Here is a 22,928-nt window from a genome sequence, read left to right on the forward strand (position 1 = left end):
AAAACGCTTGCCAAGTTTAAAAAGCTTGGCTATTATGTCGGCTCTTTACCAGACACCTGCCCGGGTGGCGGAATTGGTAGACGCAGGGGACTCAAAATCCCCCGCCGAAAGGTGTGCCGGTTCGAGTCCGGCCCCGGGCACCACGAGTACCGAGGCTTCTAGCCCTATACCCGAACAGGGTATAAAAATCAGAGTATAAAAATAGCCTTTAGCTTAATTTTTAACTCTGAAAGTAAGACAGAAAAAAGCTCAACTTTGTTGGGCTTTTTTCTATTCAAATTCACCGCCATACCGGCCATACAGCACAATCAACAAAAAAGCCGCTCCATTTTTACGCGGCACTTGCTCGTCAGCATGATTTCATCAGCCTCTGCGGCCTTGTACTCAAATACCGTGCTTATCATGCTCCTCTCTATCCATACCTGCGCAACCGACAGCAAGATCACTAGAGTCGATTGACGTTTAGTTTTCCGCCGCACTGGCGCGATTGTCGCGGCGAATCAAGGCGTCGTTATGCGATGTGCGCTTGCGACAACCCACAGTCAAGCAAGTCAATAAATTGCAATAATTACACAAAAAAACCCGCTAAATATTGTAAATTTAGACAGAAAAAACAAAGCAAAAAGTAAGTATCATTGTATGATCTTTCCACCTCACCGAAGGATTAAACCATGCGACACAAAATACTCACCACTGTGATACTGATGAGCTGCGGTTTGAATGTATTGGCAAGCACAGCAGCGGAACAAAGCGCCGTACTTTTTGAAAATGTGCGAATCTTTAATGGATCGTCCGCAGAACGCTCGCCCACATCGAATGTTTTGGTGCAAGGCAATCGCATCACCCAAATTTCAACCGCGCCAATTACGCCACCAGCAGCAGTGAGCATCACCAAAATCAATGGTGCAGGTCGCACTTTAATGCCCGGTTTAATCGACAATCATGTTCACATCACGCTCGGCGCGAGTAGCCAGTCTGATTTAATTAATCCGGCAATTAGCGCCGAAGTTTTACAGACCCGCGCAGCCGACGAAGCGCATTTTATGCTACTGCGTGGTTTTACTGCCGTACGCGATTTAGGCGGTCCGATATTTGCTTTAAAACGAGATATTGATGCAGGAAAAACCATTGGGCCACGGATTTATCCGAGTGGCGCAATGGTTTCACAAACCTCAGGCCATGGCGACTCACGCTTACCCAATGAACGCTCACGGCGCTTTGGTGGCGAGGTATCACGGGGCGAATTACTCGGCGCCAACTTTATCGCCGATGGCCGCGATGAAGTGCTGACTGCGACGCGAGAAAACCTTCGTGCGGGAGCCAGCCAAATTAAAGTCATGGCGGGCGGCGGCGCGGCTTCAGCATATGACCCGCTAGACGTCACCCAATACACGCTGGACGAAATGAAGGCGGCCGTTCAAGCCGCGGATGACTGGGGCACCTACGTTACCGTTCACGCCTATACGCCCAAAGCCGTTCGCCGCGCCGTCGATGCAGGCGTCAAATCGATTGAACATGGTCAATTGCTCGATGAAGCAACCATGAAGTTGCTCGCCCAAAAAGGCGTGTTCTTAAGTTTGCAAGCGCTCGATGAAGCACCGGCAAGCCAAACTGACGATGTTCGCGCAAAAAAACATCAAGTTGTGGATGGAACCGACCGCGCATTTAAATGGGCAAAAAAACACCACGTAAAACTCGCTTGGGGCACTGATTTTCTATTTTCACCGGCCAACAATAAAAATCAAAATGCCGATATCTTAAAATTAAAGCAATGGTTTAGCCCTGCTGCGGCACTGAAATTAGTCACGCACGATAATGCCCAATTATTGGCGCTCTCTGGTTTACGCAATCCCTACCCCGGTAAATTAGGCGTGGTCGAAGTCAATGCATTAGCCGATTTACTTCTGGTCAATGGCGATCCAACTCAAGATTTAAATCTGATTGCCGATCCAGAAAAAAACTTCGTGGTGATTATGAAAGACGGACAGATCTACAAAAATACCTTGTAGTTTTTAGTACGCTTGAACCCGCATTGGCACAATCGTGTGATGGTAAGTTGTAGTCAGCGACGCATCATCATGGACGCTTACTACAACGACCATCCGCGCGCAAAACCCCATAGCGGCCAGCGAATTTATATCTTTCTCATAACGAAATACCCTTGTCGGCTGGCCTTAGGCAGCAAACCTAACTAAGCTGACAAAATAACAACATCGGTACTCATCATGCTCAAGCCACTACAAGAATGGATTTGTGACTGCTGTGGAAAAATCATCCCGCACGCCGATGCCGGCTATGTCATCTGGCGTCATGATACCGATCAGCGAGATTTTGATTTTAAAATCATTCATAAATTTGTTTGCGAGCCGCCAAACTATCCATCATCAACGCCGCTGACTGAATTTTTGGGCACCAAGGGCAGTACCTATTTATTGTCTTTTATTAGCCTTGGCAAAATCAAAGCGCGCGGTCGCTATCGCAATTACTGCCATGTGCTGGATTTTGATGAATTTGTGGATTTTTATCGCCGAGTGCAAATCCCGTATTACGAAGAAGCGCGGACAAAATTTAACAACCCTGTTTTATTAGCCGAAATGGAAGACGCTAGCGAACTGCACCCTTACCAAGAAGATGTTTTAAAACACATTATTGAACGCTTTTAACGCCCCCCCCCCCCCCATCAACACCAGTGAGCGCAGCACTGCGCTCAAATTTCTTGTATTTAAATTTAATTAGCAAGCCATCGCCCTGTATCAAGAACTGGGTATTTCTACTCGCACCCTAACCATGAGTAAAAGCTTGCTCACCCAAGCCACGCAGGCGACTAAAAGTACGTCAGCGTAAAGCGCAAAATAGACGAACCAACTAAAGGTATATTCCGCTAGCCTATTATTTTAAAGGCACAAAAAACAATACCCCAAGATCGCCTTGGGGTATTGTTTTTAGCGAGTTTAAAAACTCATGATCAATTGATCAATTCGGCCATCTTACGAACCGATGCGACCGCCATCGTCTTTGGTAATCACAATCGTTGCCGAGCGTGGGCGTTTACCCGCGCCGTAGCCGGCATTGCTTGGCCATTGGCTGGTGTATTTCGTTGGGTCAGCCACATCGGCCATCTTGGTGCCTTCACCTGGATGCTGAATATTAATAAAAATCGCCTTGCCATCTGAGGTTTCGCATAGACCGGTGATTTCGCAATCTTTAGGACCAACCAAGAAGCGTTTGAGTTTATCGGCAGCCGGTTTGGCACCCACTTGCGTGACCACATTCATCACGCTGGTATCGGCCTTGGTATAACTCAAAGTTTGCGCAGCGCCATCGCCCACCTTGCCAGCAATCGCCGCCAACATCATGCAATTACTCACGTCGGTGTAGGCACCATCATCGGTTTGAATCCAGCAAATACCGGTGTTTTGGCTAAACGCCAAACCGTCAGGCGATGAAAAGTCTTGGTCATCGGTCAAATTAGACAAATTCACCTTCGCTTTATCGGCATCGGCTTCAGCACCAAATAAATACACATCCCAAACAAAACTACCAACGGCAGCGCCTTCTTTCATGCGCAGAATGTGACCATTAGGATTGCCCTTGCTTTTAACGCCATCGTTATCTTCGTAATAACGTGGATTGGCGCTATCAGGGGTCAATTGCGAGCTTGATGCTGGATCGATACGGCGATTGCTATTATTAGTCAGCGTTTGGTAGTACTCGCCCGTCACCGGATTAACACCGCCCCACTCAGGTCGATCCATTTTGGTGGCGCCCACGGCATCACCGGCCAAACGGGTATTGACACAAATATCGCCATAATCAGCAAATAAGTACGCCGAAAAGCCCGCGATTGCCGCATTGCTCATCGAGAGCTCGATCCATTGGCCCGAACCATCAGCATTAAATTTGGCCACATACAAAGTACCCTCATTGAGGTATTTATCGCCGGTCGCCATCCGATCGGCTGGATTGGCATCCGCAGCCACCCACAGCGCTTTGGAGACAAATTTATACATGTATTCATTACGCGAATCGTCACCCAAATACACCGTCAACGGTTTGCCAGCTACTGGCAGGCCAAACGCGGCGCTTTCATGGGCAAAGCGGCCTAAAGCGGTGCGTTTTTTCAGTGATTTAGTTTTGTCGTACGCGTCCATCTCAATGATGTAGCCTTGACCATTCATCTCATTGCGATAGTCGTCTGAGCCATCGGCTGAGCTGCCGATTTTACTGATATCCCAACGCGCGTATTGATCAGCAGCCCCACCGGTTTCCCAGCCGTGACGTGATGCAGAGCCCGCACTACGGCCATAACGTTTTAATGACGTTACGCTCTTATCATTATTGCGATTGGTATCATCGGCCGCGACCCGGAAGAAATAACCCGACCAATTTTCTTCGCCCGACAAATACGTTCCCCATGGGGTTTTGCCAGTACCGCAATTATTAATTGTGCCGCGGGTTTTAGTCCCAGTCGTCGAATATTTGGTTTTCAACAAGGCATGACCACGCGCTGGGCCGCTAATTTCAACCTCGGTGAGCGGCGTCACGCGGCGATTAAATGCCGAGCTTGGCACAGTGGCCCATTTGTTACTCGTCGCTTTCACTTCAACCACTGACAAACCGTGAATCGCCACTTCTTTATCGACTTCGGCCGCTGGGCGTGGCAAAGTGCTGGTGCCGCCATTGGCGTGCAAAAAGAACGACGACTTGGTTTCATCAGTGGTGGCTTCGTGGTTCATCGCCAACAGGCCGCGCTCAACGCCAGAGCTCGACGGTTTTCCAGCGGCATCTAAACCAAAATACTCCATCCCATCGTGATGATCGCCCGCGCGATTGTCATAATCGCTATCGCTACCATCATTTTTATACGCTGGGGTGTTGGCCGTCAGCGGGTCGCCCAAGGCATAAATCACTTGGTAGCTATACCCAGCTGGAATCACCACTTTATCTAATAAGCTTTTACCAACGGCAGTAAAGCCCAAGCTGGCCATAATCGGATTGACTGCCACTGGCGGTGTGGCCGTTGGCGTTGGGCTCGGCACAGGGCTGCCACTTGGGGTTGCAGTAGGCGATACTGGCGGCGGCAAAATCTCACCAGAAGAACAGCCAACCAAGCCTAGGCCCATTCCGCCTAAAGCCGCTGCGCCCGACAAGCTCATGCCCAAAAATCGACGGCGATTAATTAATCGCTGTTCAAGCACCGAATCAAATGTTGGGTTCTCTGAGGTATTAGAGTTTTCATCATTAAAATTATTAGACTTAGACATTCGCTGCAATCGCCTTAATGGTAAAAAAAGCGCTACTTTAAAGTCTCAACATGACAGTATCACGCCAGTTTAATGACGGTTTTATGAAAAAACCATAAGTACATCATTGGTATGAACAATCGGCAAATCATATGGGTATATTCATCAAGGCTAATTTTTATAAGGCTAAAAACAAAATACCCCAAGGTTTTTACCTTGGGGTATTTTTATATCGTATCGATTTACGCCAAATTAAGCGGCGACAGCTCGGCGGCGAAATAGCGGTAAGGGTTGCGCCACGCTCGATTGATAAGACTCAGTAAAGTCATCCAAGCCCTTGGCAGCATCGACAATGTCTTTGTCGCTACGCACGTCAAACGCGGTAAAGCCACAGCGCGATAAATAATTGATGGTGTCTTTAAACACATCGCCCACCGCGCGCAATTCACCAGTAAAGCCATGGCGCTCGCGCAGCAAACGACCAATCGAAAAACCACGGCCATCGGTAAACGCCGGGAAATCACACGCAATCATCACAAAATGATTGGCATCAACCGGCAGGCTTTCTGGCTCGTCATCGGGCGCAAAACACACCGCCACCGCATGACCGGCCGCCGCACGCAATGTGAGTTCTTCTTGCTTAGACAGCCAGTATTGGTATGGAAGCAGCACCGCGCCTTCGCTAGGGAGCAATACCTCGCCCTCTTCATTGGCAACAACGCGAACCCAACGATTTTCAACCACTGCACGGTCAATAATGACTTGAGGATTTTGATCAAGCATCTGCTTTCTCCCGACGATTGGGTTTGCCTTCATACACTTTGGCTTTAAATGGCTCAGCGCCAATGCGATCAAACAAGTCGATAAACGACTCTTCGCCATTGCGGTTGCTCACAAACACATTGATGATTTTTTCGATCACATCCGGCATTTCATCTTGCGCAAACGATGGGCCAAGCACCTTGGCCAAACTCGCGCCCTTGCCTTGACGGCCACCGAGCGACACTTGATACCATTCCGAACCGTTTTTATCGACGCCCAAAATGCCGATATTACCGATATGGTGGTGACCGCAAGCGTTCATACAGCCCGACATATTCATGTCGATTTCGCCCAAATCATGTAGGTAATCGAGGTTATCAAAACGATCTTGAATCGCTAGCGCAATCGGGATCGACTTGGCGTTCGCCAATGAACAGAAATCGCCACCCGGGCAGCAAATCACGTCGGTCAACAAGCCAATATTCGGCGTCGCAAAACCAATCGCTTTGGCCGCTTCCCACAAGGCAAACAAATCAGACTGCTTCACATCGGCCAAGATCAAATTTTGCTGATGCGACACGCGCAATTCACCAAAGCTATATTGGTCGGCCAAATCAGCCACGGCAGCCAGCTGCGCGGACGTTGCATCCCCTGGCGCTACGCCATTGGGTTTCAAACTCAACGTCACGGCGGCGTAGCCCGCTTGTTTATGGGCAAACACATTGCGCTCTACCCAACGGCTAAAGCCTTTGCTGTCGAGTTTTTGCTGGGTGAATGCGGCATCGTCACCACTAAAGGCAATGTATGCTGGCGCAGTAAAGTATTGCTGGTTACGGGCGATTTCGTCCGGCGTTAACGTCATTGGGCCATTTTTGGTAAATGCCCATTCTTGATCGACTTTGGCGCCAAATGCTTCTGGCGTCATCGCTTTCACCAAAATCTTAATCCGTGCTTTGTATTTATTATCGCGGCGACCGTAGCGGTTATACACGCGCAAGACGGCATCTAAATACGACAGCAAATGCTCTGGCTCAAGCCAAGGCTTAATCAAGCTACCGACAATCGGCGTGCGGCCTAAACCACCACCAACGTAGATCTCAAATCCGACCTCGCCAGCGGCGTTTTTCACCACATTGATACCGATGTCGTGCACCAACACGGCGGCGCGATCTTCGACTGAACCATTGACCGCGATTTTAAATTTACGCGGTAAGTGGGCAAATTCAGGGTGGAACGTCGACCATTGACGGATGATTTCGCACCACGGACGTGGATCAACAATTTCATCATGCGCCACACCGGCAAACTGATCAGTCGTGGTATTTCGGATACAGTTGCCCGAAGTTTGAATCGCGTGCATTTGCACTGTGGCCAATTCAGCCAAGATATCCGGCACGTTTTCCAGTGCTGGCCAGTTGTATTGGATGTTTTGGCGCGTGGTGAAATGCGCATAATCTTTGTCATATTTACGGGCGATTTCTGCCAGCTTGCGAACTTGGCGGCTGGTCACATGACCATAAGGAATGGCCACCCGCAACATCGGCGCATGTCTTTGAATATAAAGGCCGTTTTGCAAGCGCAATGGGCGAAATTGTTCTTCCGTTAACTCACCGGCTAAGAAGCGTTGCGTTTGATCGCGATACTGCGCTACGCGCTGGTCCACAATCTGCTGGTCGTATTCGTCGTAAATATACATCGTGGTGTGATTCCGTAATGACGGCAAAATATGTGGGTCATAATACCAGTCGGCACTTATAAGCTGAATGACTGTTTTTGTCTAAGATCGAACTTTTTCGGAATATACCCAGACAAATAAAGATACGTGATCACAAAACAAACGAAAGGCAAGAATCAGATTGTTGAAATTGATACGCCTAATTTTTATTTAAGCGTCTGCGTCATACCTTTCGTGAGTTCCAGTTTTAATCTTTTTATTTGGCACAAAACATGATCATGATACTGCAACACTTACATTTTATTTAAGACCTCCAGCATCCCTGCCCAACTCAACGCCCCAGCCAAAGCATTCGTTTCAAATACCATAAAATAACGATACTCACGCCCTGCCAGCTTTTCCCACTCGCCCCCGAGAGCAATCTTTGCTGCCGAGTCGGTATTGTCTCGATCCCCCCCTTTGGTTTCGATCAAGAGCAATCGACCATTTTTCATTTTTACGATGAAGTCAGGGTAATGATGCTGCACTGGCCCATTGAGCATAAAACCCGTTTTACCAAATGAATTACGATGCCACCACGCCACGTTATCCAACCCAGCCAACAACTCGGCCATGCGATTTTCCAAGTTATTACCGACTTCTTCGCGTAAATACAGTGAATTCTCGGACGGAGACAATGTCTTCAAAGGATGGATTTTGACAGGCAAACGGTGCTGACCTTGGGTTTCAATTTCTCCACTTGCAATCAATTGCTTAAAGCGTTTAAGCGACCAATCAGCCATTTCCTGCTTAATACGCTTTTTAATTGTTTCAACATACGCCTGCTGTTGCTCCAGCACATCGTCAAGCTGGCTAGGGGACAGCGCCGTCAAAATTTTGCCAATATAGGCACGAATATCACTTTCAGCTAACGGCGGCATTTTGCCGACCCACTGCCCGACCAAGCCACTCACTTGCGCCACTTTCGCTGCAGTATCTAACATCGACAAGTAATCTTTCAATTTACGTACTTCGTGGTCTTTCAAACGTACTCGCGTGGCTTCGTAATCATGCTCACCCACTTTATGCAAATCGAGCTTCACCAAATCCCCTGAGCTAGGCGTTAAAACAAAATCTTGCACACTGCAGTTGGCCAGCTTGAAGTCACGGCCAATTAAATGATCTCGCTCCAGCCACGCCCAATCAGACCTTTCATCGTCCAGCATGAGTGCACCGGGCAGTCGATAGAAAAACTGAGGAATCCTTAGCTCGGCAATTTCGGTGGCAAACTCTGGACGAACCGCATATTCATTCTTCAAAGCCATAATCTCCGGTGCTTCACGATCTACCTGATTTGTGCTCAACTGCGCATTCATTTCAGCATAAGCCTGCGCAGCAAAATCAACCGTATCATCCGATAAGCCTTGCTGATCAGAGCTTTCAACGATATGCCCTTGTTGGGTATATTGTGGACTAGCTGAATCGGCAGCGCCGACAGGTGCAACAACGGGCATCGCATAGTCAGACGATGTGGGTAACTCAGTCTGCTTTGTCAAAACACCCGATTGAGCAGGACGATTAGGCTGCAATGGCTCAGTTAAATCAGGCGTTCGGTAATCGAGTCGACTAAATCCTGCCCGATTCAAACCTGCGACGATTTTTTCCAACGCGGTAGAAAACACACTCGACGCCGTCAACACATAACTCATATTCAGTGCTTCTTGCCCATGTAAACGCACTGCAGGTTGGCGCAAAATGCGTCCTAAAATTTGCTCAACATCGACTGGCGAAGATCGATCGGCCAGCGTCGCCAAAATATAAGCAAACGGACAATCCCAGCCTTCTTTTAAGGCATTAATCGTAATAATGAAACGAATTTGGCAATCGCTTGCCGCGAGCACAATGCCTTTTAGCTCATCAATTTTTGCGGTCTTAATCGCGATTTGTTCCTGTGGGATGCCGCGCGACAGCAAATCAGCCTTAACAGACTCAAAGCAACGGCGATCATCCGCAGTTTTGGATTCAGCTTGCAGCAAAACAATCGGACGGATGTAGGTGCCGCCGGCAGTTAATTCAAACTGCGCCTCGGCCTCCAATCTGGCGCGTAAATCAATCGCATGTGCAATCACGGCATCTTGATCCGCTAAATTTCGCACGATCACCGGCAACTTCACCATATGCTGCTCACGCAATGCCATCGCGCCGACGGCGCTCACTAAATTCGCGCCATCACGCGGTGTCGCCGTCAGCTCCAGCACCAGCGCGGGGTTCAAATGTTTGAGCATGTCATTGGATAGTGGCGTCGTCGCGTTATGGCTTTCATCGACAATAATCACTGGATTGAGCCCCGCCATTGCCGCCACTAACGACGCAGGGTCAATCGCCTCATCCAAAGCCATCCCATCAAAATCAGCCAGTGCGCCGTTTTCCTGATATAGCTTGCGATCATCCTTATTTTTGGCACGTAAGCTTGCATACGTCAGCACAGCAACTACCACCCCATCACGCACATCATCAGAACTAAATCCGGCCAACAAACCGGCTTTATCCAATACCGTTACGCGCCCCTCAAACAACTGATTTAGACCTAGTCGGTAAGGATGTTGCGGCGATTGAAACGCATTAATCACCTGATCGTGAATCGACGTTGATGGCACCAACCATATACACAGCCGCGCATCACCCTGCCGCCGCTGCAGCGAGTCAAAACATGCCGCCAGCGCATGCACGCCAATAAAAGTCTTACCGCCAGCGGTTGGCACTTTAGCGCAAATTTGCGGTGCACCATGCGCAGCGGGTTGATAACCGCGCATTTTGGCGACGCCCTTAGCATCCCAATGCGCGCGATAAGCTAATCCAACATCGCCCGCAGCTTGCCATTTGGCCAAAAAGCTACGCAAATCGACGATAACGTCGGTTTGATAAGAATTCAATTCCATTTTTACGCTCGTTTATTCAAATCGTGCCACATGTAAGAAAACATCATCCTAGGGTGAGCTAGGCCACCAGACAGCCCTTGGCGCAACAAAGTTTTTCGGCAGTAAGCCACCATTACTTGGCTTTATCGCAAATCGCAACGGTGGCTTACGGCAAAAAAACCGCCTAAGCCCCTAACAAAACGGCTGTCATAGCTTGGCAATATCTCGCGGGATTTTTTTGAAGGTGATTTTACGTTGCGCCATAAATTGCGGCCCCAACGTACAGACATCGGCATAAATTACGCTGCGCTGGCTAGTAATTTTCAAAGTTGCCAACAATTCAAAATCCAGAATCACCACTTCATTGGCTTCGTAGCAAAAAAAGCGCGCGCTATCATGCGCAGTACCTAACCAATATGGTGATTGCGCGGCATCTGGCGTAGGTAAATGATCTAGCGGCAAGCCTTCTTGCCATGCAATATAAGCGCGAATTTTTGGCTCGGCAGCAGCAGGGTTAAGGTGACCAAAATCATCAAAGAGTCGTGCGCCGACTTTATAAAAATCAAAACCACCGCCTAAACCCGCCACGGCCTTCTTCCCCTCTCCCTCGCCATAGCCCGTCATCACCCGCCGCACGCGCTCGGCGGTGATCGTTTCGGCATAGTCCATCGTTTCGACCAAAATAAACCGCCGATTGCCACCGTCCTGCGCATTGAGTTTTAACACCGCATGCGCGGTGGTGCCAGAACCCGCGAAGGAGTCGAGGATGATGGCGTTTTTGTTTTGAGTTAAACCAAGAATATATTCAAGCAATTCAAGATTTTTAGGGTTATCAAATAAATTAGATTCATCCATTACGTCATTTAGAATTTTTATTCCATTATTAGTTGAAAATTCTAAAATACTTCTTGAATTAGTTGGATTGAAATATCTATAAAAATCACTTCCATCCTTAGTAAAAACTTCACCCCTATCTACAAATGTTCGCTTTCTTACGGAGTAAACACCAAGCTTTCCAGTAATGACTATATTATTTTTATCTTGGTTGAATTTATCTAAATCCCATGTCCAAGCACCCAATTTTTTACGTACTTTAGGTGGACGAATTGCAACATATCCTTTTTCTATTAACGCAACATCCGTTGAATATACCTCGTCTTCATCATTCGTTTCTTTCGCCAAAGAAATATCATAGTCACACACGGCAATTTTATCGTTAGTTTCTTTATTAAAATAAATTGTGTAGCCGAGATTTGGCCTTGCATTCAAAGTACCACCGTCACCCCTAGTCGTTATTGGGTCATTATAAAAATAATACTCACCATTTTCATAAAACACTTTTTTCTCTGAATAGCCTTTATTACTCAGCAAAGTAGTTTTTTCAATATTTTCAGGTTTTCCATAAACCAAGATGAATTCATGATTTTTTTGAACATTAAGAGAATCATTTTTTGCATTCATCTTATTTTGAATAATCGGACCAATGCAGTTTTTGTAACCAAAAATCTCATCCATCACCAGCTTCAAATGCGCCTGCTCGTTATCATCAATCGACACAAAAATCACGCCATCGTCGGCCAACAAGCGATGCAGCAATTTTAAACGCGGGTACATCATGCACAGCCATTTATCATGCCGCGTTAAATCTTCACCCTCTTTGCCTACGACCTGACCGAGCCAGCGTTTCATTTTCGGGTCGTTCATTGCATCGTTGTATACCCAGCCTTCGTTGCCGGTGTTGTACGGCGGGTCAATATAAATACAATTCACACGGCCTTCAAATTCGGGCAATAGGCTTTTGAGCGCGTCCAAATTGTCACCATGAATAATCCGATTGCCGCTGCTATTGGCGGGCGTTTCGCTCGGGGCGGTGTAGTTATATTGCAGGTCGAGCGCGCGCACCGGCACGTCGCGGTGATGTTGAACGACCTGTTCACGGCCGATCCAATGAAGCTTGGGCATGGGGACTCTTGGCTATTATGCAAATAAAACCCGCCAGTATTTGCGCTGTACGCATTTTTTAGCAAGCAAAAAATGCGTATTCGCTTTGCGTGCAGCGCAAATCAAGTCAGAAAATCTGGCCTATGAATATAGGCACAGTTATTAGAAAATTGCGTTTAGCGCAAGGTGCGACGCTTGAAGCACTTGCGCTAGAAATTGGCATCGACGGTGGCAATCTGTCGCGTATTGAACGCGCCATCCAACAACCGGCATTCAATATGGTTGAGCCTATTGCTGCCGCACTCAAAATAACACCAGCCGAACTCATTGCTGCAGCCTGCGCAAACGAGACAAACCAAGCGCAAGCCGATGTCGATTTAACACTCCTGAGCAACTACCGAAGCTTAACGCCGGCCAATCAACAACTGGTGCTTGAGTTTGTACTGCTACTCAATCGTCTAAACAGCGAAAGCAACTAGCTTACGCTCGCAAAGCACACCAGAAAAAAATAAAACCCCAAATTTTTGCTGTGTTGTGTGGATTCCTGATATTGCTTTTTACGACCTTTTTTAATTCGCAATTCAAAGCTTTGGTTTTAATGCTACTTACAGCGCAATATCACGCCTTCCACATTGTTCGACAGCCTAACTAGGTTTAAGCTTGCACCTTTTCTGCCATCAAAAAGAGCCGCCCACTATGAGCAGCCGCCAAGCGATTTGTCGCCTCGACTATACCCCCCCCAGCTATTTAATTGACCGCGTTGATTTAACTTTTGAGCTGAGCGATACCCATGCCAAAGTGACATCGCGTCTGATTATTAAACGCAATCAGGGTGTGAGCGCCGATACGCCGCTGGTTTTGGATGGTGAAGCACTGACACTCGAGAGCATTAAACTCGATGGCGTGCCCCTCACGAGTAGCGACTATGTTCTCGATGAGCGCCGCCTGTGTATTGCCCACATGCCCGACGATGGTATTTTAGAAATCGTGACGCGCTTGCTACCTAGCGACAACACCAGCCTGATGGGTTTATATCAATCGAACGGCAATTTCTTTACGCAATGCGAGGCCGAAGGCTTTCGCAAAATCACCTATTACTTAGATCGCCCTGACGTAATGGCCAAATTCACCACCACCATCATTGCCGATAAAACCAAGTTTCCGGTGTTGCTATCAAACGGTAATCGCGTGGGCAGCGGTGCTTTGGACAAAAATCGCCATTGGGTGAAATGGGTCGATCCATTTAAAAAGCCAGCGTATTTATTTGCCTTAGTCGCCGGTAAATTGGTGGCGCTCTCGGGCAGCCATAGCACACCGAGTCAGCGCAGCATTCAAATCGAGATTTATGTTGAACCGGGCAATTTAGATAAATGCCATCATGCGCTGGCCGCCGCGCAAAAAGCCATGGCTTGGGATGAAGCACGCTTTGGGCTGGAATACGATCTCGATACCTATATGATTGTCGCCGTCAGCGACTTTAATATGGGCGCGATGGAAAACAAGGGCTTGAATATCTTTAATACCAAGTTTGTTTTGGCCAAGCCCGACACCGCCACCGACGTTGATTTTGACGGCATTGATTCAGTCGTCGCGCATGAGTATTTTCACAACTGGACCGGCAATCGCGTGACCTGCCGCGACTGGTTTCAACTCAGCCTTAAAGAAGGCCTCACCGTGTATCGCGATCAAGAATTCTCCAGCGACATCGGTAGCCGCGCTGTGCAGCGTATTTCCAATGTGCGCGCTCTGCGCGAAACGCAATTTGCTGAAGATGCTGGCCCGCAAGCGCATCCAATTCGCCCCGATGAATACCTAGAAATTAATAATTTTTATACGTGGACGATTTACGAAAAAGGCAGCGAAGTGGTGCGCATGTACGCCACCTTGCTCGGGACGGCCGGATTTCGCCGTGGCATGGATTTGTATTTTAAACGCCATGATGGCCAAGCCGTTACTTGCAACGATTTCCGCCGAGCGATGAGTGACGCCAATGGCATCAACCTTGATCAGTTCGAGCGCTGGTATAGCCAAGCCGGTACGCCGATCTTGTCGGTGAACGCCGATTACGACGCCGCCGCACAAACCTATACGCTCACCGTAGCGCAGCATTGCCCAGCCACGCCCGGGCAAGAACACAAACTGCCGTTTCATTTGCCTTTAGCCGTCGGCTTGATTGATCGCCGTGGCCAAGATCTGCCATTGCAATTGCAAGGCGAAGCCGTCGCTGGCAGCACCACCCGCGTATTAGAAATCCGCGAAGCGCTGCAAAGCTTTACCTTTATCAACGTGCCGTGCCTGCCGGTGCCGTCGTTATTGCGCGATTTTTCAGCGCCAGTGCAGTTCAATTTTGCCTATAGCGATGACGATTTGGTATTTTTAATGGCCAATGACAGCGACGCCTTTGCGCGCTGGGAAGCGGCCAACACCTTTGCCGTGCAACTACTCAAAGCGCAATACGCCGCGGCCGGCCAAGGCGAAAAAGTCGCAGCACCCGCAGCCTTTATTGCCGCCTACCAAAAACTACTCACCAGCGACACACTCGACCCCGCGCTAGTGGCCTTAATGCTGGAATTGCCACGCGAAAACTATTTGTTTGAGCAATTGTCCGATGTCGACCCGGTGCGCTTATACGACGTTTGCCGCAGCATCAAGCAACAAATCGCCCGCGAATTACGCCAAGAATTTCTTGCCGTCTATCAGCACCTCAACGACGCGACGCCTTACGTTTACGAAGGCGAACAAGTCGCGCGGCGCAGCTTAAAAAATATCTGCTTGGATTATCTGGCTGAACTCGATGAACCAATGATCGCATCTTTACTCGCCCGCCAATACCAGCGCGCCGACAATATGACCGATCGCCTTGCGGCACTCAAAGCGCTAGTCAATCGCGACGGCGGTGACGCCCAGCTGGCTGACTTTGCCGCGCACTGGAGTACCGATGCGCTGGTGATGGACAAATGGTTTACGCTACAAGCCACCAGCCGCCGCCCCGGCGCGCTTTCGCGCGTGCAGCAGCTCACTGAACATCCGGCGTTTTCGATTAAAAACCCAAATAAAGTGCGCTCACTCATTACCGCCTTTTGCCTCGCCAACCCACCACATTTCCACGCTGCGGATGGTTACGGCTACGCCTTTGCTGCCGACCACATTATCCAATTGGACGCCATCAACCCACAAATCGCCGCCCGCCTTGCCAGCTGCTTTAATCGCTGGACCAAAGTCGACGCAGGGCGTCGTGAGTTAATGCAGCAAGAGCTAGAACGGATTCGCGGGACGCAAGGATTGTCGAGTGATACGTATGAGATTGTGACGAAGGCGTTGGGGTGAGTTTTGTTAAGTAAAGCCATCAGTAGACTAAGTCTAAATTTCAAATTACTTATTTTTACTTTCAATACAGGTACTGCATGACTTCATGGCTTAGTTTTATAATTTCTTGCTTAGCATTAGTTATATCTGCCGTCACGGCTTGGTTAACTTTTTTTCGAAAAGGGAGCCTAATGATGACACAGCCAACGACTGTATTCTTTGGACCCGATGGAATAAAATTTGATAGCTCGGAAAACAAAGTATATCTACGTACTTTGCTCTACAGCACAGCGAAAAAAGGCCACGTTCTTGAAAGCCTTTATTTGTCGCTCCAACGAAATGAATCAAAGCAAAATTTCACTATTTGGGTTTATAGTGAAAAAGGAAATTTAAAAAGAGGGAGTGGTTTGTTCATTCCACAAGATGGCGTTACTTTTGACCATCACTTTATGCTACCTATTGATGGGAGTAATTTTTCTTTTCTAGCAGGAAATTACAAAATAATTGTTTATGCCAAATTAGTCGGAGCACAAAACTCTCATCAACTTTCAACGATTAATCTTTCAATTAGCGAAGCTCATGCAACTCAATTATTGGAACCCAATAGCGGAATATATTTTGATTGGGGAGCTGATCAGCAAAATTACCACCCTCATATTGATAAGCGCCCGTTCATATAAGAACAAATTAATGCGTAGTCTTGTAGGTTGGCGCTGAGCTTGCGAAGCCCAACGTTTACTGAGAGATTTTTTAAATAAAACTGCCGGATTGAATCTGGCAGTTTTTGTTTTTTATGCGGCTACGCCGCGTCGATTTTAACTCGTAAACCGCAATCCCGTAGGGCGCTAATGAGCACAGCGAATTACGCCGATTACGCCGAGGCCGCCGCATAAGCTGCAAAACAAGCCACGGTGCGATTCGCTTTGCTCATCAGCACCCTACGCATCGTCATTGCGCATGGTTTTGCGCACGCCGATACCGCGTCAATCACCTGCGCCCTCCCCTGCACCACATCCACATGCGCCAAAGCGTCCCCTACCTCATCGACGTATCTACCTGCAGCCATTACGGATCAATGCTTAGATGGCAATACATCAACTCAGTCGATTGGCTGTTGACTTAAAATCGATTCGTCGATAAAAAGCGGATCGGGCAATCGATTTGAGATTTTGATTAAAGTTTGAGAGTAAGGATATTGTGTATGAGCATGACTGATGATGAGTTTTACGCTTTTATTGACGCGAGCTTTGCCGAGCTTGAGCAAAAACAAGCGATGTTAAGCGCCAGCTACAGTTTAGGCGGTGGGCTGGGGCGTTGGTGGTTTGACCAAGCCAATGGAAAACTGCAATTTTTCGACGCGGCTGATCAGCTTGAGGTGGAGGTCGAGGTGATTGAGATCGGCAGCTATTCAGCCAAAAACAATACATGGAAATGGGCGTGGAGCAATGCCGCCGTCTTGCCTGCGCTGCGCGAGCGCTCGGCAAAAATCAAAGAATTAGCCGCATTGACTGGCAATGCCCTCTTTGATTTTGACTATGTGTTTGAAATTGGCGATGAAGCGATGGCTTGGGAGCTAACCGCGATGGCGGTGCATCTGTTAGGCGCATTGGGCTGCTACAAAGCCGCAACCACCGACAATGGCGATGCCACATTTTTAGCGATGATGGCGATCAAGCCGCGCAGTTAATCGTGTTTAAACGGGCCTGAGATGGATTGATCAATGCTTCGATGCGCGGACAATCCATCGCTGATGGCGCGCAAACTCCTGCGAGCTTGTGCGCTAAAAAACTTAGGTATCAGCCTCTGGCTATTTGCTGCCAAAGCTTAGAGGGCAATACTACAGAAATTTAGGCGATATTCAGATTACGTGTTGATGGTTTTAAGTGCCTGAGGCACATTATTTTACAGTCGCAGTCCGCGACGGGGACCCTATTTTCTTTGTCTCGCCAAAGAAAATAGGGGAAAAGAAAGGCGACCCGAGCGCGCCCAGCTCCGCTGTTCCCTCGATTGTCGTGAGCCAAACGATAAAACCGTTTGTCTCCCTCCGCACTCGGTGCGCTTAGACGGGATTTTAAGCCCCAGCTCGACGAGCGCGGCACAGCATCAAATCTGAACATTGCCGAAATTTAACACCAAACTGATTACTTAAACGGACTCAAACGCCGATACGGTGCAGCGAGTGGATCGCCGATAAACACGCCTTGCGCTGGCCATGCGACGCTTTTCCAGTAGGCCTCAACCGCCGTTGCGCCGCTCAAATAATGCGCCAATAACACTTGTGGATGCGGGAATTTTTGCGGGTAGCTGTAAGGCTCGCTCACCGTGCCGTAGCTGGCGGTTGCGCCGCTTTCTAGCCATTGCATACTGCTCATTTGCCCGCTGTCGGTCAGCATGCCGCCGTAGGATGTTAAATGATCGGCCAGCGCGCCGGGAACAAAGCGCAGCGTTGCTAGATCGGCTACGTTCGCCAAACCCGTTTGGTAAATCAGAATATCGCTTTTATCTTTCAGCGTATTGGCGTGGATATTTTCGATTTTAATCGCTGGTTTTTTGACGATTTGGCTCGGTGGAAACAAGGCCGCGCGCGAGCTGCGGGCTTGATCCGTTGTCGTTAAAAAATACGCCGTCGCTTTAGGCTGATTACCCCAAGCTTGCACCCCACGCTCAATCAATTTTTTAGCACTCGACACATCGTTTGCCGCCAGCATCATGCTGGGGCGGATGCCCAAATCGGTAAAAGGTTGCGTACTGGGATGATTAAAATACGGTGATTCTGGCGTTGGCTGGCCCAGATTACTGCAGATGCCTTCAACGTAGCCAAGCGTAATCCCATAGGTCATCCCGATGCAGTTCACGCGATACGGCTTGCTCCACGCCAGCGCCAACGCTTGAATTTTGGGCGAAAAATGTGCGTCGATTTGCGCTTTAACTTGCTCTAGTTCGCCCTCCGTAATCCACACCCGATCTGTCGGCAGGCTGATTTCGAGAATTTGCTCTGGTGCTAAATGATGCTGAGTAGCGTAATAGGCGGCGATCTCCAGAGACAGCGGATCGTTTTTATTCACCACCAGACCCAGCTGCTCAGGGCCCAATTGATAAGCTGGCGCAGCAGACTTAGCCTGCACCATCGGCGTCGCTGCGAGGACTGCAGCATTGAATAATGCCAAACCTAAAGCCAGTAAAACTCGCATCGCTCGCGCCAAGTTCAATAAATAACGCATCATAGCGGCAAATGACGCTGTAATAACAAGTAACCCATAAAAAAGCCAAGCGACAGCATTAATGCCGTTCACTTAAGCCAAGTGAGCGGCATTTTTTTCCTCTATTTCATTGCTGGGGTCGCTTTTGACGCAAAGGTGCAGAGAAAATCAATCGAAAAGCCCTGAATTTCCTCCGCGCCTCTGCGCCTCTGCGTCAGGTTTTCAGGGTTTGTCGTTAAGTGAACTGTATTTATGCGACAGCATGGCATTTGATTGAATCAAGCGATGTTCAGCTGGGATTGCACCTTTTTTCTAAGCTTAAATCCCCGCCTAACCGCGCCAGCGGGTTGGAACAGCACTTGAATCAGCGCCAATATCGCTCAATCTCACCCGCCAAGTTCGTGCAGCAATTGCTTAGCGCTGTGGCTTAAATCGCCCGATGGGTCAATGGTTAATGTTCGGGCTTGGTCCATTCTTAGGTAGTTATTTTGGCTGCTGCGCTTATACGCAGGGTCGTAGTGTTTATGAATCAGCTCGCTAAACAACTCGGCTTTTTGCCCGGCATCGATTAATTCATACCAATGCGCCAAAACGACTTTGCCGTGCATTTCGACCAATCGGGCCAGTTTACTTTTAAAATTGACGGGATCATTCAACAAATGGCTGTAGTCGTCGCACAAAAATCGAATTCGATCGGCAAAGCTCGCTTCAATCTGAATGCAATCGGCGGCGCGAATTGCCAACATCAAGCTGGCTGGCAGGTGGATTAAGCCGATGCGTTTGCTTTCGGCCTCAACAAACACCGGGCGACTCGGATCAAACTGCGCCAGCTGGCGCGTTAACAAGCTATCAAACAATTTTTGTGCTGGCTGCGCGCGGCTTGGGCTCGCACCGAGCACGGAGCCGCGATGCTGTGCCAGCCCTTCTAAATCCAGCGTCTGCGCGCCCGCTTGGGCTAAGGCGGTTAAAAGCCGCGTTTTGCCGCATCCGGTGTGTCCGGCCAAAACGATAAAGCGCGATGCGGCAGGCAGCGCCGCCAATTTGAGCAACACATCCGTGCGATAGGCTTTATATCCGCCTTGCAATTGCCCGGCTTTCCAACCGATTAAATTAAGCCACGTGGCCATTGAGCCCGAGCGTTTGCCGCCGCGCCAGCAATAAATTAACGGTTTCCAGTTTCTGGGTTTGTCTTTAAAGGTAGTGGCAAGGTGCAAACCGATATTGCTGGCGACCAGTCCCGCGCCGAGTTTGGTCGCGGCAAATGGGTCTTGCTTATACAGCGTACCCACAATCACCCGCTCTTCATTACTCAGCACGGGCGCATTGATCGCGCCGGGAATATGGTCGATGGCAAACTCTAGCGGCGTGCGAACGTCGATCACTTCGTCAAAATGGTTTAGATCGGCCAAGGTCGATAACATTTTTTTCACGTTTTTTCACCTTATCCACTCAATCGGTGGATTATCCCACCTACACGGCAGCCGTGGCTAAATTCATCCCGATGCCCTCTCGCCAAAGCACGACAGGGCTGCTATCTTGGGCCATTGGTTTCTGATTTAGGGGTGGTAATGAGCACAAAATTAACAACTTTATCGCACGGTGGTGGTTGCGGCTGCAAAATTGCGCCGGCGGTATTATCTGAAATGCTGTCAAAACTCCCCACTGCGGCGATGTTTCCCAAACTGTTGGTCGGCACCGAAACCGCCGATGATGCCGCAGTGTATTGGCTCAACGACGAGCAAGCATTAGTCGCAACCACGGATTTTTTTATGCCGATTGTCGATGATGCTTTTGATTTTGGCCGTATCGCCGCCACCAATGCGATCTCAGATATTTATGCCATGGGCGGCACGCCGATTATGGCGTTAGCAATTGTCGGCATGCCGGTCAATGTGTTGCCAATTGAAGATATCCAACAAATCTTGGCCGGCGGGGCTGCCGTGTGCGCCGCTGCCGGCATCCCGATTGCTGGCGGACACTCGATTGATGCGCCGGAGCCGATTTATGGCTTGGTCGCCATGGGCTTGGTACACCCCAAACAGCTGAAAAAAAACAGCGACGCCCAAGCTGGCGATGTGCTGATTTTAGGCAAGCCCTTGGGCATCGGTATTTTGGGGACCGCCATGAAAAAAGGGCTGCTCGATGCTGCGGGCTATCAACAGCTGATTGATACCACGACTCAACTGAATAAAGTCGGCAGTGATTTAGCCAAACTTGCTGGCGTGCACGCGCTAACCGACGTCACCGGCTTTGGTCTACTTGGCCATGTATTAGAAGTTTGCCGTGGCGCTCAACTCACCGCGCAAATTTGTGCCGATGATTTACCGCTATTATCGGCGGCCGTTGGTTTTGCCCAGCAAGGCATCGGCCCTGGCGCCATTGAGCGCAATTTAGCCAGCTTTGGCCCCGATGCTGAATTTGCCGCCAGCGTTGCCGATTGGCAGCAGCGCATCATGGCCGATGCACAAACCTCCGGTGGCTTATTAGTGGCCTGCTCGGCCGACGCGGCCGACCAAGTCATGGCTTTATTTCAAGCGCAAGGCTTTGCTCAAGCAGCTGTGATTGGCTCCTTGCAAGTGGGCGCCGCCAAGGTGAGCGTGGTTTAAAAGCCGTACTCTCGCCCAAACAAAAAGCCCAAGTGATGCAGCAGCATCGCTTGGGCTTATTCATTTAAGGGATTGATGGTTTTAAGTGCCTTCGGCACGTTTATTTACAGTCGCAGTCCGCGACGGGAACCCTCTTTCTTTGACTCGCCAAAGAAAGAGGGGAAAGAAAGGCGACCCGAGCGCGCCCAGCTCCGCTGTGCCCTCGATTGTCGCGAGCCAAACGATAAAACTGTTTGTCTCGCTTCGCACTCGGTGCGCTTGGACGGGTGATTAAGCTCCAGACCAACGAGCGCGGCACAGCATAAACACAAAGTTTAAACAAAGTGAAAATATCAGCAGTATTTACTTCAAGCGCTTAGCCAACCAAGGCCAGCGAGCAATACCCTTATTGCACTGAGCCGGTGGCTGGGCTATCGGCATAGAGTGCACCGATATCCACGGCGTCAAACTCATATTCTTTACCGCAGAAATCACACACGATATGCACATTGCCGCGCTCGGCTAAGACTTCATCGACTTCATCGCGTTCCATCAATTTAATCATGCCGGCAACGCGGTGGCGCGAGCAAGAGCAGGCAAAACGGGGCGTGGTGGGGTCAAATACGCGCACGCTGTCTTCGTGAAATAAACGATACAGCACTTCACGCGCAGGCAAATCGAGTAATTCTTCGGGCTTGACGGTGTCGGCCAGTGTTACCAAATGTGCATACGATTGGGTTTCGTCGGCTTCCGCCGGCATTTTTTGCAGCATCATGCCCGCGGCCATTTTGTTGTCGCTTTTGGCATCGCTGCACGCCAACCACAAACGCGTTTCTAGCTGCTCAGACGCGCTCATATAGTGCTCGATAATTTGCGCCACAGACTGACCACGCTCCATACCCACCACGCCTTGATACGCTTCGCCCACGGTTGGATCGAGCGTAATCATAAAGCGACCACGACCGAGTAATTCAGCCAATGAAGTGCCTGGACCAAAGGTTTGGATTTTGTCAGCATCCCAGCGTGCAGTAGCACGCATGGTGCGATCGGATGTAAATTCAATCACGATCAATTGCACCGCACCAGTACCATGCATTTGCATAATCAAAGTGCCGTCAAATTTGAGCATCGCCGACAGCAAGGCGCTGGCCGCCATCAATTCACCAATAATCCGTTGCAGCACCAGCGGGTATTGATGCCGCGCGAGCACTTCTTTGTAGGTGGCATCAAGTTGCACTAATTCGCCGCGTACTGGAGCTTTATCAAACAGGAAACGCTCTAAAATATCTTTCATTCGATTCTCTTTATTTATTCATAAG

General features: G+C 49.2%; 15 protein-coding genes and 1 tRNA gene. 8 read left to right on the forward strand and 8 right to left on the reverse strand.

From position 1 onward, the window contains the following. Positions 1 to 58 precede the first annotated feature (58 nt). From LG219_RS07735 to LG219_RS07745, 3 genes are all read left to right on the forward strand, one after another. A tRNA-Leu gene (locus LG219_RS07735) sits at positions 59 to 143 on the forward strand. Positions 144 to 671: 528 nt separating this feature from the next. Next, positions 672 to 2,009 carry a metal-dependent hydrolase family protein gene (locus LG219_RS07740; protein ID WP_226763940.1) on the forward strand — a complete coding sequence of 446 codons (1,338 nt, stop codon included), beginning with the start codon at positions 672 to 674 and terminating at the stop codon, positions 2,007 to 2,009. Between the two features lie 216 nt (positions 2,010 to 2,225). Next, on the forward strand, positions 2,226 to 2,663 hold the full coding sequence (locus LG219_RS07745) for a hypothetical protein (protein ID WP_226763941.1): 438 nt from the start codon (positions 2,226 to 2,228) through the stop codon (positions 2,661 to 2,663). 324 nt (positions 2,664 to 2,987) lie between these two features. Here LG219_RS07745 and LG219_RS07750 read toward each other — a convergent pair whose 3' ends face one another. From LG219_RS07750 to LG219_RS07770, 5 genes are all read right to left on the reverse strand, one after another. After that, complete coding sequence (locus LG219_RS07750; protein ID WP_226763942.1) at positions 2,988 to 5,264, reverse strand: PhoX family protein; 2,277 nt, start codon at positions 5,262 to 5,264, stop codon at positions 2,988 to 2,990. 231 nt (positions 5,265 to 5,495) lie between these two features. Next, entirely contained in the window at positions 5,496 to 6,026 is a 531-nt protein-coding gene (locus LG219_RS07755; RefSeq protein WP_226763943.1) for a DUF934 domain-containing protein, read from the reverse strand. Beyond that, entirely contained in the window at positions 6,019 to 7,701 is a 1,683-nt protein-coding gene (locus LG219_RS07760) for a nitrite/sulfite reductase (RefSeq protein WP_226763944.1), read from the reverse strand. The genes LG219_RS07755 and LG219_RS07760 overlap by 8 nt, the downstream gene beginning before the upstream one ends. Positions 7,702 to 7,973: 272 nt before the next feature. Then, entirely contained in the window at positions 7,974 to 10,598 is a 2,625-nt protein-coding gene (locus LG219_RS07765) for a DEAD/DEAH box helicase (RefSeq protein ID WP_226763945.1), read from the reverse strand. Between the two features lie 186 nt (positions 10,599 to 10,784). After that, positions 10,785 to 12,389 carry a site-specific DNA-methyltransferase gene (locus LG219_RS07770; RefSeq protein ID WP_226763946.1) on the reverse strand — a complete coding sequence of 535 codons (1,605 nt, stop codon included), beginning with the start codon at positions 12,387 to 12,389 and terminating at the stop codon, positions 10,785 to 10,787. 272 nt (positions 12,390 to 12,661) lie between these two features. Between LG219_RS07770 and LG219_RS07775 the strand changes: the two genes are divergently transcribed. The 4 genes from LG219_RS07775 (at position 12,662) to LG219_RS07790 (ending at position 17,511) form a co-directional block, all read left to right on the forward strand. Next, on the forward strand, positions 12,662 to 12,997 hold the full coding sequence (locus LG219_RS07775; protein WP_226763947.1) for a helix-turn-helix domain-containing protein: 336 nt from the start codon (positions 12,662 to 12,664) through the stop codon (positions 12,995 to 12,997). Between the two features lie 217 nt (positions 12,998 to 13,214). Continuing rightward, the gene (gene pepN / locus LG219_RS07780) at positions 13,215 to 15,845 is read left to right on the forward strand and encodes an aminopeptidase N (RefSeq protein ID WP_226763948.1); all 2,631 of its coding nucleotides are present in this window, start codon (positions 13,215 to 13,217) and stop codon (positions 15,843 to 15,845) included. Between the two features lie 170 nt (positions 15,846 to 16,015). Then, positions 16,016 to 16,504, forward strand: a complete 489-nt coding sequence (locus LG219_RS07785) for a hypothetical protein (RefSeq protein WP_226763949.1) — start codon at positions 16,016 to 16,018, stop codon at positions 16,502 to 16,504. 521 nt (positions 16,505 to 17,025) lie between these two features. Next, positions 17,026 to 17,511 carry a DUF6882 domain-containing protein gene (locus LG219_RS07790; RefSeq protein WP_226763950.1) on the forward strand — a complete coding sequence of 162 codons (486 nt, stop codon included), beginning with the start codon at positions 17,026 to 17,028 and terminating at the stop codon, positions 17,509 to 17,511. A 454-nt stretch (positions 17,512 to 17,965) separates the two neighbouring features. On the opposite strand, the gene LG219_RS07795 is transcribed toward LG219_RS07790, so the two are convergent. Together LG219_RS07795 and mnmH are read right to left on the reverse strand one after the other, a co-directional pair. After that, on the reverse strand, positions 17,966 to 19,015 hold the full coding sequence (locus LG219_RS07795) for a TIGR03790 family protein (RefSeq protein ID WP_226763951.1): 1,050 nt from the start codon (positions 19,013 to 19,015) through the stop codon (positions 17,966 to 17,968). A gap of 395 nt (positions 19,016 to 19,410) precedes the next feature. After that, entirely contained in the window at positions 19,411 to 20,445 is a 1,035-nt protein-coding gene (gene mnmH, locus LG219_RS07800) for a tRNA 2-selenouridine(34) synthase MnmH (protein ID WP_226764003.1), read from the reverse strand. A gap of 147 nt (positions 20,446 to 20,592) precedes the next feature. On the opposite strand from mnmH, the gene selD reads away from it, so the two are divergent. Continuing rightward, positions 20,593 to 21,630 (forward strand): selenide, water dikinase SelD, encoded by a 1,038-nt coding sequence (gene selD / locus LG219_RS07805; protein WP_226763952.1) that lies wholly within the window; start codon positions 20,593 to 20,595, stop codon positions 21,628 to 21,630. A 385-nt stretch (positions 21,631 to 22,015) separates the two neighbouring features. Here selD and hslO read toward each other — a convergent pair whose 3' ends face one another. Next, the gene (hslO, locus tag LG219_RS07810) at positions 22,016 to 22,903 is read right to left on the reverse strand and encodes an Hsp33 family molecular chaperone HslO (protein WP_226763953.1); all 888 of its coding nucleotides are present in this window, start codon (positions 22,901 to 22,903) and stop codon (positions 22,016 to 22,018) included. Positions 22,904 to 22,928: the final 25 nt, after the last annotated feature.

Source organism: Deefgea salmonis (assembly GCF_020531905.1).
GTDB classification, from domain to species: Bacteria; Pseudomonadota; Gammaproteobacteria; order Burkholderiales; family Chitinibacteraceae; genus Deefgea; species Deefgea salmonis.